Source organism: Pseudomonadota bacterium (genome assembly GCA_039193195.1).
GTDB lineage: Bacteria > Pseudomonadota > Gammaproteobacteria > Steroidobacterales > JBCBZW01 > JBCBZW01.
In genome coordinates this window covers 1-14,228 of record JBCCWS010000034.1, presented here as the reverse complement: position 1 = coordinate 14,228, position 14,228 = coordinate 1, and the positions used below count along the sequence as shown (strand labels likewise).

14 protein-coding genes and 1 pseudogene are annotated in these 14,228 nt (G+C 64.0%); 3 read left to right on the top strand and 12 right to left on the bottom strand.

Going from position 1 to position 14,228, the window contains the following annotated elements; genetic code table 11:
- The first annotated feature begins 200 nt into the window (after positions 1–200).
- Complete coding sequence (locus tag AAGA68_20405) at positions 201–3,485, top strand: S41 family peptidase (GenBank protein MEM9387429.1); 3,285 nt, start codon at positions 201–203, stop codon at positions 3,483–3,485.
- Positions 3,486–3,523: 38 nt separating this feature from the next.
- Here the strand turns inward: AAGA68_20405 and AAGA68_20400 are convergent, their stop codons facing one another.
- Genes AAGA68_20400 through AAGA68_20380 form a run of 5 tightly spaced genes read right to left on the bottom strand, consistent with a single transcriptional unit; the run spans position 3,524 to position 7,944 of the window.
- Entirely contained in the window at positions 3,524–4,591 is a 1,068-nt protein-coding gene (locus tag AAGA68_20400) for a CobW family GTP-binding protein (protein MEM9387428.1), read from the bottom strand.
- Between the two features lie 12 nt (positions 4,592–4,603).
- Positions 4,604–5,872, bottom strand: coding sequence for an FtsX-like permease family protein (locus AAGA68_20395; protein MEM9387427.1), 1,269 nt, complete (start codon positions 5,870–5,872; stop codon positions 4,604–4,606).
- On the bottom strand, positions 5,869–6,585 hold the full coding sequence (locus AAGA68_20390; GenBank protein MEM9387426.1) for an ATP-binding cassette domain-containing protein: 717 nt from the start codon (positions 6,583–6,585) through the stop codon (positions 5,869–5,871). The genes AAGA68_20395 and AAGA68_20390 overlap by 4 nt, the downstream gene beginning before the upstream one ends.
- A complete protein-coding gene (locus tag AAGA68_20385) occupies positions 6,575–7,276 on the bottom strand; it encodes a DUF3299 domain-containing protein (protein ID MEM9387425.1) in 702 nt (233 codons plus the stop codon). The genes AAGA68_20390 and AAGA68_20385 overlap by 11 nt, the downstream gene beginning before the upstream one ends.
- A 14-nt stretch (positions 7,277–7,290) precedes the next feature.
- On the bottom strand, positions 7,291–7,944 hold the full coding sequence (locus AAGA68_20380) for a DUF2796 domain-containing protein (GenBank protein MEM9387424.1): 654 nt from the start codon (positions 7,942–7,944) through the stop codon (positions 7,291–7,293).
- Between the two features lie 183 nt (positions 7,945–8,127).
- Here AAGA68_20380 and AAGA68_20375 point away from each other — a divergent pair, with 183 nt between their 5' ends.
- Both AAGA68_20375 and AAGA68_20370 read left to right on the top strand, forming a co-directional pair.
- Positions 8,128–8,517 (top strand): MerC domain-containing protein, encoded by a 390-nt coding sequence (locus tag AAGA68_20375; protein MEM9387423.1) that lies wholly within the window; start codon positions 8,128–8,130, stop codon positions 8,515–8,517.
- An 83-nt stretch (positions 8,518–8,600) separates the two neighbouring features.
- Positions 8,601–9,047, top strand: coding sequence for a Fur family transcriptional regulator (locus AAGA68_20370; protein ID MEM9387422.1), 447 nt, complete (start codon positions 8,601–8,603; stop codon positions 9,045–9,047).
- Positions 9,048–9,417: 370 nt separating this feature from the next.
- Here AAGA68_20370 and AAGA68_20365 read toward each other — a convergent pair whose 3' ends face one another.
- The 7 genes and pseudogenes from AAGA68_20365 to AAGA68_20335 form a co-directional block, all read right to left on the bottom strand.
- The gene (locus AAGA68_20365) at positions 9,418–10,356 is read right to left on the bottom strand and encodes a PHB depolymerase family esterase (GenBank protein MEM9387421.1); all 939 of its coding nucleotides are present in this window, start codon (positions 10,354–10,356) and stop codon (positions 9,418–9,420) included.
- A gap of 440 nt (positions 10,357–10,796) precedes the next feature.
- Entirely contained in the window at positions 10,797–10,967 is a 171-nt protein-coding gene (locus tag AAGA68_20360) for a PEP-CTERM sorting domain-containing protein (protein MEM9387420.1), read from the bottom strand.
- A gap of 120 nt (positions 10,968–11,087) precedes the next feature.
- Positions 11,088–11,459 (bottom strand): tetratricopeptide repeat protein, encoded by a 372-nt coding sequence (locus AAGA68_20355; protein MEM9387419.1) that lies wholly within the window; start codon positions 11,457–11,459, stop codon positions 11,088–11,090.
- Between the two features lie 56 nt (positions 11,460–11,515).
- A pseudogene (locus AAGA68_20350) lies at positions 11,516–12,349 on the bottom strand (tetratricopeptide repeat protein).
- Between the two features lie 26 nt (positions 12,350–12,375).
- Positions 12,376–12,564 (bottom strand): hypothetical protein, encoded by a 189-nt coding sequence (locus AAGA68_20345; protein MEM9387418.1) that lies wholly within the window; start codon positions 12,562–12,564, stop codon positions 12,376–12,378.
- 112 nt (positions 12,565–12,676) lie between these two features.
- A complete protein-coding gene (locus AAGA68_20340) occupies positions 12,677–13,357 on the bottom strand; it encodes a protein kinase (protein MEM9387417.1) in 681 nt (226 codons plus the stop codon).
- Between the two features lie 12 nt (positions 13,358–13,369).
- Complete coding sequence (locus AAGA68_20335; protein MEM9387416.1) at positions 13,370–13,606, bottom strand: hypothetical protein; 237 nt, start codon at positions 13,604–13,606, stop codon at positions 13,370–13,372.
- Between the last annotated feature and the right edge of the window lie 622 nt (positions 13,607–14,228).

Genomic DNA, 14,228 nt, shown 5'->3' with positions numbered 1-14,228 from the left:
GGCGAACTCTCCTCGTTGCGGCCGGTCCTATCTCGCATCCACTTGGTGCGCTAGCACCAAGGATGTTCAAGAGCGCTACGGGGGCGTTAGCATGTGGGCCCCGATAGCTCGCCTATCACGGAAGAGATGCCGCCTGACGGCGCTTGGGCCTGGTCCCACGCGACCGTGCCGCCGGCGCGAACGAACAGAAGGATCCACCAGTGCGTCTGACTGCCCCAGCTCTGCTACTTTCCAGCCTCATCGCCGGCGCCACCCTGGCACAAGATGGCACGCGCATGCTGCGCTTCCCCGATCTGCACGCCGATCAGGTGGTGTTCGGCTATGCCGGCGATCTGTGGCTGGCGCCCGTAGACGGGGGGGCTCAAGCGCGGCGTCTAACTTCCCATCCTGGCCTCGAGCTCTATCCGCGCTTCTCCCCGGACGGCTCCAAAATTGCCTTCACGGGGCAGTACCGGGGCGATGAGCAGGTCTACGTCATCGACGTCGCTGGTGGTGAGCCCGTGCAGCTCACCTATTACCCGACTCCGGGACCGCTGCCGGCACGCTGGGGCACCGACCATCAGGTGTACGGCTGGACGCCGGACGGCGCCAAGGTCCTGTTTCGCTCCATGCGTGAGGACTTCAACGACCCGCGCTTGTACGAGGTAGCGATCAGTGGTGGTCTACCGTCCGTGTTGCCGATGCCCCGAGCGGGCTCCGGCGTGTTTTCACCGGATGGCACCCAGGTGCTCTACTCGCCCCTGTTCAGGGACTTTCGCACCTGGAAGCGCTATCAGGGCGGTTGGGCGCAAGACCTGTACGTATACGACCTGAAGAACGACAAGGCCGCACCACTTGCCACGGACCGGCGCACGGAGCGCGACCCCGTTTGGCTGCCCACGGGCATCTTCTACGTCTCCGACCGCGATGGCGTATTGAACCTCTACGCCGCCGGTGACAATGGCAGTGCAGATCAACTCACCTCGCACGATACCTGGGATGTAAAGTGGGCCAGTGGCGATGGGGTCTCGCGCATTGTCTACGAGGTCCAGGGAGTGATCGGCCTCTACGATACAACTGCCCGCCAAGAGCAGCTGCTCAGCATCGAGGTCCCGGACGATCGCGTGCGGCGCACCGCACGCCGAATCGATGTGCAGAAGCAGATCGAGGACTACTCAGTCTCGCCAGCGGCCGAGCGCATCGCGATCACCGCGAGGGGCGATGTGTTTAGCGTTCCCGCCAAACACGGCATCACCCGCAACCTCACGCGCAACGCCAATGCCCATGATCGCGAAGTCGCCTGGTCGCCGGATGGCGCTCACATCGCGTTCATCAGCGATCGCAGCGGCGAGGAGCAGGTCTACGTCATCGACAGCGGGGGCGGCGGCGAAGCGCGTGCTCTCACCACCCTGGAGCCCTTGCGCCTGTACGGACCGCAATGGGCGCCCGACAGCAAGTCGCTGGCCTTTCACGATCATGAGGGACACGTTCACCTGATAGATTTGCAAGGCAAGCACAAGATCGTCGCCAGTTCGCCGTACGGCATCATCGACGACTACCGGTGGGCGCCTGACTCGCGTTGGATCACCTACTCGCGGCAGACCGATCTGGGCATGGACGCGGTGTACGTCTGGTCTCGTGAAGACGGTGAGACCCGCCAGGTCAGTGAGCCGTTGTTCTACGCCTTCGGACCGGCCTTCAGCCAAGATGGCAAGCACCTGTTCTTCCTGAGCGATCGGCAGTTCGCGCCGCAGATCGGCGCGTTCGAATGGAATTATGTTGGCGACCGCGAGACCGGCATCTTCGCCCTGGCTCTCACCGGCGAATCGGGCAATCCCTTCGGACCGCGCAACGATGAAGTAGCTGCCGCGGACAGCGATGGCGACCAGGACGAGGCTGAAAAGGAGGGCGACGGCGAGAAGGAAGACGAAGACGCCGAGGCGTCAGAGGGGGTGCGCGTGGCGATCGAGTTTGACGGGTTGTCGCAGCGGGTCATCCGCGTGCCCGTCGAGTCGGACAACATTGCCGCCCTGATGCCTCTCGCCGATCAGCTCCTCTATGTGACAACTGGGGCTTTCTACTACGGCCGATCCCCGGACGTGAAGACGACCTTGCGGGCGCTCGACTTCAAGACGCGCAAGAGCAAGGACATTGTGGCCGACATCTCTGCGGTCGTGCGATCCGCCGACGGCAAGGTCGTAGTGGTACGAACCCCGGCTGGGCTGAAGCGCATCGCGCTCGCCAAGCCTGGCGAAGCGGAGGCGATCAGCACCGCCAATCTGATTGTCTACCGAGCCCCGACGGACGAGTGGCTGGTCGCCTTCGATGAGGTCTGGCGACGGTTCCGAGACTACTTCTACGTGCGCAACATGCACGGCTACGACTGGGATGCCCTGCGCGAGCGCTACCGCCCGCTGGTGCAACACGTGTCTACGCGAGAGGATCTGAACACGCTTATCGGCGAGATGATCGCCGAGCTGAATGTGGGCCACGCCTACGTGGCGGGCGGTGATCTGCAGGCACCGAAGCGCTCGTCAGCGGCTTTGCTCGGGGCTCGCTTCGAGGCCGATGAGAAATCGGCACGCTACCGTATCGGTCATATCTACGCGGGCCACAACGCAGAGGCGAAGTATCGCTCGCCGCTCACGGAGGTGGGTGTGGGCGTGGAAGCTGGGGACTACGTGATCGCGATCGACGGTCGTGAATTGACCCTAACGGACAACCCCTACGACCTGCTCACGGACCGCGGCACACAGCCCGTGGAGCTCACCGTAAGCAGCACACCGACGGGGCAGGAGACGCGCCGGGTGCTGGTCGACCCGGTCGCCGATGAGACCTCACTCGTCTATCTCGAGTGGGTGGAGAAGAACCGGCGCTACGTAGCGGAGAAGACCAATGGGGAGGTCGGCTACCTGCACATTCCCGACATGGGTGCGGCCGGTATCTACGAGTTCGTGAAGTGGTTCTACCCGCAGATGCGCAGGCGCGGCCTAATCGTCGATGTGCGCGGTAACGGCGGCGGCAACGTCTCACAGATGATCCTGCGGCGCTTGATGCAGCGACCGTTGGCGTACGGTCACCAGGCTCACAGCGAATGGACCAACACCTATCCCTCCACGGCGTTTACCGGACCCATGGTGGCGCTGGTCAGTGAGAACTCTGCGTCGGACGGCGATATCTTTCCGTACTTCTTCCGTGAAGCGAAGCTAGGGCCTCTGATCGGTAAGCGCAGCTGGGGTGGCGTGGTTGGCATCACCAGCCACGGGCCGCTTATCGATGGCGGCAACGTGTTCGTGCCGGAGTTTGGCATGTCGCAGAAGGACAAGGGCTGGATTATCGAGGGCGAGGGCGTGTCGCCGGACATCGAGGTGAGCAACGATCCCACCAGCGATGGCGATGCGCAGCTCGAACGCGGAATCGCCGAGGTGATGAAGCGTCTCGAGGCGGAGCAGCCGAGCGTGCCGGGGCGTCCGCCGGCGCGGGTGAAGCTGCGCGATAACGGCTGAACGCGCGCGAGCCGCTGCGGCGTGTTCGAGGAGTCCGTCTACCCGGCCGCCTGATGCAGGCAGCCGCGTAGCGACGCCTCCAGGGCAGCGGGGTCGGGTGGCCTATCGCCTTCGATGATGAGCTCTACGCGCGAATCGCGGCGATAGGCTGAGCCTCTGCTCTCGCTGAGGTCTTCGGTGACGTTGAACGCGCGCCATCCTCGGCTCGTGTGGAGCACGGCCTTCAGCCGCCTGAGGCCCTCGATGTCGGTGAGCGATTCCATCCACTTGGCAGCCCGTTCGGCGTCGAAGACCAGGCCTGCCCAGCATATCCAACCGAACGTCGTAGTCTGCGCGGAACGGTGCAGGTGAGGGACGATCGGTGTCTGCTCGCAGGCGATCGTCTGTGGCCCCGTGGCGCTGCGATCGACACCGTGATCGATCGTGTGTGTGTGCTGATCATCGTGGTGACCATGATCATGGTGGTGGTGATCATCCCCGGGCGCGGCGGTGGCGCCGCCGATCCGATGCCTAAGGTTGAGAACCGCCGCGGGCAGGCGCCCATGAGCTGTCTCGGCGATATGGGATCGCGCGGGGAACAGTGCCGATGCCCAGCGTCGAAAGTGCTGCAGTTCGTCCGTGCTCGCCAAGTCGGCGCGGCTGGCGATCAGCGCATCGGCAGCATCCACCTGATCGCGCACTTCCTCCCGTGCCAAATCGTGTTCCAGCGTGGCGGGGTTGAGCAAGCAGACGATTGACCGCAGGTCGACCGCGTCGCGAATCCCCTCCTTGTTGAGCGTATCGAGAATGCCCGACAGGGTGGCGAGACCCGTCGGCTCGATCAGCAGACGATCAGGCTTGCGCCGTAGGAGCTGAATCAGGGTCACTTCGAAGACGGGGCCGGCGCTGCAGCAGATACATCCCCCGGCAACCTCCTTCACGGCCACCGATGCCGTGCCGCCCGCGCTCTCCATCAAGGCCGCATCCAGACCAACGAGGCCGTATTCGTTGACGAGCACGGCCCACTGTTCGGCGGCCGGTCGCTGGGCCAGCAGCTGGTTGATGAGCGTTGTCTTGCCGACCCCGAGCGGGCCGCAAATCACATTGACAGGTACGCCGATGATCATGGGGATAGGGCCCTAGATACGCACCGTGAGGCCTTCGGACAGGGCCCGCCGATAGGCGAGGGCGCCGGGCAAGGTGCCAAGGCCAACCCCGATCAGGGCCACGGCCACGACCGTGTAGAGATCCTTCAAGCCGGGCGCCTGGGCCGTGAGCGTGAGGCCGAAGCGTGTGGCCATCAGGGGCGAGATCACGCTGGTGGCCAACTGCACCAGCACCACGCCGACCAGGGCGCCGGCCAGGGCCACTATGCCGGCCTCACCCATTAAGAGCAGGAACACGTCGCGTGGCTTGGCACCCACGGCGCGCAGCACCGCGATCTCGCGCCGGCGCTCACCTAAGGTAGCTAACAGGCTGACGAGAATGGAGACAAGGCCAACGACCACGATGAGCACGGTCATCACGATCATCACCCGCTCCGTGGCGCCGACCACCTCCCACAGGCGCGACAGACTCACCCCCGGCAGAGCGGCCATCAGGGGCTCCTGCGGGTCCGTGTTGATGCGTCGTTGTACCTGGAGGACGCTTATTGGCGAGGTCAAGCCAAGGTAGGCCGCAGTGATCGAATCGGGGCTAAGGTCCATTTGCGCGATGCGCTCGGGGGTGGCGAGGCGCGCCATCGGCGTGGGCGCGCCGCTGCGCCAGCCGAAGTGCATGGCCTCGATGCCATCGAGGCCTACGAAGACGGTGCGATCCACCGGAGTGCCCGTGGCGCGCAAGACGCCGCTGACCCTAAAAGGGGTGTTCTCGTGGGCGGAGAAATCCGCCGAGCGCAAGCCGTGCGACAGGGTGAGCGGCGCGTCGAGTCCGAGGTCTAGGGTGGCGGCAACGTCGGCACCGAGGACTGCGCCAAAGGTGTCCTGCGGCCAGACACCGTCGGCGAGGGCTAGGGGGCGGTCATCGCCGTAGCGGTAGTGGTCGAGAAACGCGGGCGTGGTGCCCACCACACGGTAGTTGCGGAAGCTGTCGCCTAGGGAGATCGGCACCGCCCAATCCACCTCGGGGTATCCGGCGATGCGCTCGAAGCTCTCCCACGTCATGTTGGCGGGCACTTCGCCGATGTGGAAGACGGTGAACAGCATGAGATTGATCGAACCGGTACGCGTGCCCACGATCAGATCCGTGCCGGAAATTGTGCGTTCGAAGGCGTCGCGCGCCCCCGAGCGCACCTTCTCCACAGCCAGGAACGCGCCAACGCCGATCGCGATCGCGAGAACCGTGAGCAGCAGGGTCGCGCGGCGATTCAAGGCGCTGCGCAAAGCCAAATCTGCAACTATCAGATTCATTCGGTTGCTATCTGGTTGAGGGTGGCCAGATCTTGGGTGCGATCGAAATGGTGGGCGAGGGCTCCGTCGTGGCTCACAAACAGGAGGCTCGAGTTGCCGCGGGCACACTCTTCGGAGAGAAGGGTGATGAAACGATCGCGGGCGTGGGCATCCAGAGCAGAGGTGGGTTCGTCGGCTAGCACCAATTCGGGCCGTCCGATCAGGGCCCGCGCCGCTGCAACCCGTTGTTGCTGGCCCACGCTCAGGGCCGTGGGCGGCTGGCGCTGCAAGTCCTCGCCCAGCCCGAGACGAGCGAGCAGGCGGCGCGCCTCCTCCTGCAGGGTGGCGCCGTCTTCGAGCACCCGCTGGCGTCGTGCTGCCGAGAAGCGGCACGGCAGGGTGACGTTGGCGACGACGGACAGGTAGGGCACGAGGTTGAAGAGCTGGAAGATGACCCCGATGTGGCTGGCACGAAGGGCGTCACGGGCTCCCCCGCGCAGGGTGTGCAACTCGTGGCCGAGCAAGCGAATCTCCCCTGACCAGGGCACAACAACGCCTGATAGTAGCGAGAGCAGTGTGCTCTTGCCGCAGCCACTCGGGCCACGCAGGAAGATGCGTTCGCCGCGCTGAATCCGCAGGAAGTCGAGGGTCAAGACGGGAGCGCTACCCCGGTCGTAACCAAAGCGAACTCGTTCGAGGGCGACGACAGCGTCGTCGCCGCCGTCAGTACTCATACGCTTCGAGCTTACTCAACTTGAGCGTGTACGCGGCGTTCGCGGTGTCCGTGTAGGCCGCGGTCGTTCGCAGTAGCCCGACGGCGGATACAGGTTCCCAGAGGCTGTCCAAGCGAACGGCGGGGTCAGCGGTAACGAACACGATTTGGTTCGGCGGCGGAGGCGGCGTATGGATGCATGCACCGAAGTACGGCACCAGCAGAAAGCGCGACAGTTTGCGATCTTGAGAGAAGTCCAGGGGGACCATGTAGCCCGGTATGCGGACCATCGTCGCATCGAGCTCGCCAACCGTGGTGAAGGTGCCGATTTGCTCCATTGAGTCGCCTGGCCCTCCCTCGAGGATAGCCGCTGGACCGCCGTAGCCCTGGGACTCGTAGAACATCCGGTAGAGCTCCTCAAGCCGGTCGAGTTCGCCTTCCGGCAGGAGATCGTCCCAAGAGATATCTAAGGGCGCCTGATCGGCCATCGTAGGCGCGGTCTCTTTCGCCGCTTGAGCATCCTCTTTGGAGGGGGCCTCGCGGTCCGGCGCAGGCTCGGCCAATTCGGCAGCGGAAAGTCCGTCGGCGGGTTGGGTGTTCGCTTCGGGTTCCTGGGCAGTTGCGATACCTAGCAGCAAGTTCGCGGATACGATAGCGCTCGCAAGACATACCTGTTGTGCGGGTCCTATCGGGAATACTAGGTTTCGTCGCATGGGGGCTCCTGTGATTACCAGCGTAGCGTGGGCTTGGCGCCGGTTAGCGTGCCGCCGACCTGATTTCGGTCGTCTAGATACACTGCATTGAGACGGATCAGGTCGGGGTAGTCTTCGAACACGGTGACGGCCACCTGCTCGAGTTGCTCCGGGCGTTCGCAGCTAAAACGGTACGTAACCTCTAAGTCTGCGTGCGCACGGTCATCGTGCGCGCCTTCGTCATGGCCACCGTGCTCGTCGTGGCCACCGTGTTCGTCATGGCCACCGTGCTCGTCGTGGTCACCGCGTTCGTCATGGTCGTCGTGTTCGTCGTGTTCGTCGTGTTCGTCGTGTTCGTCGTGTTCGTCGTGCTCGTGAGCGTCGACAAACGGGTCCTCGAGCTGAACCGCTTCGAGCGTGCAGCGCGCACGCCGGCCAGGCTGCACCGCTGCTGTCGGTGCCGCGAAGCGCGCTAGCGCGGCGTCCCAGGCTGCGTGCTCAGACTCGGTACTGGGCGCATGCTCGAATCCGATCAGGTTGAAGGTTGGGGTGCGCAGGGTCGCCGTTAGCTCCTGCCCCTCACGCACGATGGTGAGCTCACCCTCGCCGTGCACATGCCGCTCCCCGGCGCCTTGAGCTGCGGCGCAGGCGGCAGCCAGTGCCCCGATCGCCGCGGCTGTCCACCGCAAGGTACTGCCGCATGCCTTAGAGCTGCTACACCCAATGCTTGCGCGCGCGGGCTTGTGATGGCGATTCGACATCCCTGTAACTCTCCAAAAAGCCTATGGTGTTGCGCAAGGCGACGTTAGTACTAGCCAGTGGAATTGCAACATTATAACATCGCCGCTGTTACCAAGAGACCGTGAGTGCCCATGTCTAGTTCCCCCGCAGGCCAATCCGCGATCGACGGAGCAGCGGTTTGTTTGTCTGCCATCTGTCTCGTGCACTGTATCGCCCTGCCGCTGGTGCTCTCTGTCGCCCCCTGGCTCATCCCGAGCATGGTAGCGGATGAGCGCTTTCATCTGTGGGCGGTGATGCTGGCGCTGCCGATCTCGATCCTCGGTGTTTCGCGCGGTGTGTTGCAACATCGTCACGTCGGGGTTGCTGGCCTCGCCGGGCTGGGCCTGCTGGGATTGCTCGCCGGGGCCCTGTGGGCAGAGGGGAGATCCAGCGAGGTGCTCTTCAGCGTCTTTGGCGCCATCATCCTGGCTGGGGCGCATGTGCTCAACTGGCGGCTGCTCCGCGGCGCCCCGGCTGCGTAACTGCGCGGGGGGCGCTTGGGACGTTTGAACGCGTACTGTTACGCTGTCGGGTCCAGGCGTTTTCTCCGCGAGATCAGTCAGCGATGAGCAAGGCCACCCTCGACCGAATCGAAGCGTCATGTCTGGCGCGTGGCGTCCGATTCACGGCGCAGCGTCGCCGCGTGTTTCTGGCCCTGTGCGAAGCGGGAGGCCCTGTCGGCGCTTACGACATTATGCAGGCGCTCGATGAGAAGGCTGTCGACGGTGCCCCGAAGACGGCGCCACCCACCGTGTATCGGGCCTTGGAGTTCCTTCAAGCGCAAGGCTTCGTCCATCGTATCGCCTCAATCCAGGCGTTCGTCGCTTGCGCGGAGCCGGGGCACAAGCACTCTGGGCAGTTCTTGATCTGCCCGGATTGTGGTCGAGTGGATGAGCTGGACGACGAGCGTTTGGGCCGGTCGGTCGGTGAGGCTGCGGCGGCGCGCGGCTTCGCCTCGAATCGCCAGATCGAGGTCACCGCGCTTTGCGATGAGTGCCATGCGCAGGGCTGAGCGTTTACGCCGCACACCCATCGTTTGCCCCGGTGTCGGTGCGGGCAAGCTCACTTTCGGGTTGGCGCTGACCCGGCGGGCGCCGCACGTTCTCTAGGCAGCTATTAATTCTGCTCGGTCATGCTGGCGTCTGCCTGTGATCGGAGGCGACTTGTTTCGTCAGGCTTTGTGGAGCGCCACGTCCACCGTGCGCTGGCCTAGGCTGATCAGCGTGGGCCGTCTGTCAAAGCAGATCACGTGGCAGCCGGCGTGCCGTGGAGGCGGGTCCCGGCGCCACGGCACCAGACCCTGGTGCCGTGGTGCTTTAGGGCCGGCGCAGGCTGGTGGGGTCATGTCGGTGCTCCTAGGGGCGCGTTCTTCGACCCACCGGTCAGCTGCCGGCCTTGGGATGGCTGAGCAGAAAGCCCACCAGTTCCTCTGCGAAGTTCACCTCAAAGTCAGGGAAGTGATCCTGACCCAGCACCGTCCACAGCTCGGCGGCACCGCCTAGGCAATCGGTGTACTCCTGTACAAATGTGTCTCTGCCGGGGCGCGCCTGAACCAGGTCCAGGACAGGTCGGCGTAGTGTTGGCTGCAGGCTGCAACCGTTGATATCCACCCAGGTGAGTACGGTCTGGCGGGCAGCGGGATAACAGCCATTGCCGGGGATGCAACCGCCGTTATAGCGGATCACCTGGTCTGCGGTGCCGTGAACTTGCGCGACACTAACCGGCTCGCTAGGCAAACACTGATTGGGGTCTTCCCACTGCGCGCCGGCAAAGGTCGCGATCGCCGCGATCCGGTCGGCGTGGTCGCATGCCATGCGATGGGACATAAAACCACCGTTGGAGTAACCAACGACGTAAACGCGCAGATCATCTACTGGGTAGACATCGGCAATCGCCTCGATCAGGCCGCGCAGGTAACCGGAATCGTCTGGGTTGCGACGGAAGAGGTCACAGCAGGCATCCGTCGCGTTCCAAAAGCGTTGGCCAAAGAGATCTGCCTCGCCGTCGGGAGTGGCGACCATGAGCCCCTGGGTGTCGGTTTGAGGCAAGAGGTCGAACAACGCCTGCTGCTCATCGCCATCGTTGCCGTAGCCGTGCAGGCTCAGCACCAGGGGCAACGGGGTCACGCCGTCAAAAGCGGTGGGAAGTCGCAGGGCTACTAGGCCGCGCCCGGCGTCAATGAAGACATCACTCTGTGCGCGTGCTGACGGGACGAGCGCGAGGAGTGTTGCGCCAAGTACCACCGCGGGCAGCATTCGATGCCAGATGCTCGCCATCTTCCCTGAGGCAGCCCGTTCGCCGTCTAATCCGTTACCACCCATAATGTCGATCTCCCTTCAATCGCGTTTGCGAGCAGTCTACTGCAGTGGAGGGGAAATGACCCCGCACATCGCGTTTTGCGGACGAGACCACCACTGCCGTATTCATATTGGCTGTGTTGTCGTGGGACCAAGCCCGGAAGCGCGGCACCGTACATGTGAGTCGTCATCGGCGCAGTAGGATCTCAATTGACCGCCCAGGTGGCAGTCGCACCGCCCACGACACCCCTCCGTTCAGTGATGACAACCGGCACGTCGTCTATTTGCGTGAATCAGCTCGCGCCAATTGGCCGTGCCGCGCGCATGGGCAGGCGCGCTCGCCCCCTTATTGGGTTGCCAGAGAAGTTGACAGCCGCGCCGGTAGGCGAACTTCGCGGTCGCTCGGCCTCGGGATGGCGGTTGCCCAGGGGTGCGTGCCCCAAGCAGCCGAGCAGCCCGTCTCGTCAGAGTCGCTGCCCTGATCTGGCGCGCCCTACGCAAGCGCACGTCGCCCCCGGCCCGCGGCGCGCGTACAGGGAGAACAAACCGACACCGAACAAGCCAAGGGATGCCGGCTCCGCCGTGGCCGTCGCGCCGAAGACAAACCCGCCGCCGAACTCTTGTGCCTCGGTCACGTTGGTCGGCTCCGTCGCGAGAGACCAATCCAAGCCCAACAGCGCGCCTGTGGATCCCAGGTACCGCGCGTTGAAATCATCCTCTCGGGGGTTGGCGACCAGACTTATGCAGCGCTTTCCTTAGTGCTCCCGTCGCACCAGAATGAGGCCGGCGGCGAGATCGTCGGGCATTTTGTCTGGGTTGGGGCCCGCCCGCTGCGCGAGCGCCTCGAAGTCCGGACCGTACAGGGAGCTGAGCCCGGGCTCGTCCCGCATCAGCTGCGCATCGGCAAAGCCTGCCGCTACTGCGGCCGCCAGCCGCTCCATCGCGGCGGTGGCTTCACCTAGCGCTGCCAGGCCACATGCCTGATCGTACATCATGCGCGTCGTGTAGTAGTGCCGCCCCCCATGCACCCGACTGGATCGTTGCGCTGCTTGTGCGTAGAGCGGAACAGCGTCGGCGTGGCGGCCCTGCCTGGTGAGCGTAACAGCGAGGCGATACTGCGAGTGCACCACGAGTGGGTATCCTCACCGATCAGTGGTGGTAGGTCTATCGTAGCGGCGCGATACCACTCTTGTGCATCGGCGTGGCGCTCTTGCTCCAAATACACGTCCGCGAGACCAATGCCGGCCCTTATCGTGTTGGGATGCCCCTCACCAATGACCCGTCTTTGCAGCGCAAGCGCATCGACATAAGCGCTCAGCGCCTTGTCCGCGCGACCCAGGTGATGATAAGCCGCGGTGAGATTTAGCCATGTCGTGATCGTCTGCGGGTGCTCGTCCCCCTGTACCCGCCGGCGCTCGGAGAGGGTTTCCTGCAGCAGAGGTTCCGCTTCACTGACCCGTCCTTGCTGAATCAGCGTGGCCGCCACGTTGGCCTTGGCGCTCAGGGTGGAGGGATGGTCGACCCCGGCCGCGCGCCCATACCCCGCCAACGCCCGATCGAAGTAGGCCTGCGCTTCCGTTAACTCACCCTGCCTTGCATAGACAATCGCCACGATGGAGAGGACGTCCAGTGTGAGCGGATGGTCCTCGCCCACGACACGCTGCAGTCCGGTCAAGGCCTCGAGAGGGAGCGGTCTCGCCTCTTCCAGTCGACCCCGACGGGCAAGCAGCACGGCAAGGTTGCGCTTGCTAGTGAGCGTTTCCTTCGCCTCAACGCCCAGCAGGCGTTCGAACCCTGCCACTACCCGCAGCAGAATCTCCTCTCCCTCATCGTACTGACCCGCGCGACTCAGCAGGGCCGCCAGCGCGCGCTCCGCGCGCAGTGTTTCCAGATGCTCGTTTCCGAGTTGAGCGCGAAGTATCCGCACGGATTGGCGTAATAGCGACTCCGCCTCCCTGCTGTTGCCGTCGCGATGGTACAGCGAACCGAGGGCATTCTGTGCCCTTGCCGTTTCCACGTGCTCATCACCATACAGTTGGTGATTCAGGGCGACGGCCTGCTCGGAAATCTCTCTGCCTCTGCAAACAAGTCGGTGAGGAAGTCGGCCACGATGTCCTTCGCAGCGGCCTCCTGGTTCGCGCGGTCTCGCTGCGCGGCGATACGACCTGCTTGCAGCGTCATGCTCACGGCGAAGGTCATCAGCGTGGCGAGCGCGAGCGTGGCCGCCGCCACCGGCGCGGTGCCTGCGTACGATGCGCCGCGCTAGGTACGGCCACTCCGGCGCGCGTGCTTCGATCGGCTTGTGTTGCGGATGCCGTTCGATGTCCTTCGCCAAATCGCGTACCTAGCCGTACCTTTGCTGTCGCTCGTACGCCATGGCTTTACGCACGATGGCGTCGAGGTCGCCGGCGATCGTCCGTTGCAGGGTGATCGGCGAGATTTGCCGGTGCGCGGCAACCTGCTTCAGGCGCACCTCATCCTGACCAGCTAGCCACTGCGCGGGGCCGATGCTACGCCCGCTACGCAGGCGCTCGAACAACGCGCCAAGAGATGGATCCGGTAGAAACGGAAGATCGCCGGTAAGTAGTTCGCGCAACAGCAAGCCGAGCGAGTAGATGTCGCTGCGCGTATCGAGATCAACGTTACCGTCGGCTCCGAGTGCTTCGGGGCTCATGAACGTTGGCGAGCCTGCGACAGAGGCATCCGCTACGCCGCCGCCGCTGGTCGCAGTGAAACTGCGCGCGATGCCGAAGTCGATCACCTTGACCGCTGGCTGCTCGTCCACCAGTGTGACGAGAATGCTCCCGGGTTTGATGTCCCGATGCAGCAGCCCCCGTTGATGAGCGTGAGCGATGCCAGAACACACCTGGCCAAACAGCGGCAGGCGTTGCTCGATCGTGGCATTGATTTGATCACACCACTGGATGATGTTCGTTGCGTCGGCCACGAGTTCCATCACCACGAAGGGCGTGCCTGTGGATGTTGTGCCGCTGTCGTAGGGCGTCGCGATGTTCACGTGTTGCATGCTCGCCAACGCCTACGCTTCCACGGCGAAGCGGGCGCGGTCGGGCTCGGACTCGAAAGCGTGGGTTACCTTCAGCGCCACCCGCCGATGCACCGGTTCAGTTTGCTCCGCCAGGTAGACGCTGCCCATGCCGCCGCTCCCCAGGTGACACAGAATCCGGTAGCGACCGGTCTTGTCGGGAATTGGCGTCGTCGAGGCACCCTGCTCCGCACCGACGTCCGACCACTCGTTGGACGCGGGTTCAGCCATAAACCCCCTGTTGCTCTATGCGCTTGTCTGCAGTCAGCAGTGCCTTGACACGATCGATCAAGTGGGGCGTTTCAGTCTCAATTGATCTGAGTCGCTCTGCGCGCAACTCGCCGCTGCAAGCGAGTAGGTCTTCAACGAGTGATTCCACCCTTTCGTAGTCTTGTTCTGATGTTCTCGCCATCTGCTGCGAACCGTCCCGGGTTCTAAGGTGCTACTCCGTACAGACACTGAGCAGCTGGGTGTAGCGGCACGAAGCGAGAGCATGGTGCTCGCGTTGGGCCGCCGACAGATGAGAGGTATCGACTGAAGGAGACTGAGAAGTGGAACCGAGGGCTTCTGCGTGCCAACGGACTTCTTTCTGAGGCCTCAGCCGTTTGGCCCACGCCGAGTTCGACCGCAAAGGGGGGTGACGGTAGCGTTCACCGTCGCGGCAACCGGCCTACACGACAGTAGCAGGACGTCTGGGTGGATTAGACGATAGGCGACACCGGGGACGGGCCCCGATGCCGCCTAATTTTCCGCTTGCTTAGAAGGTAGTGCTGGTCACGTTACTCAGCTCACAGGAGCGCAGATCGAGCGCCTGGAAGTTGAGGGTGAGGCCGTTGGCACCGGCGCCGATGTT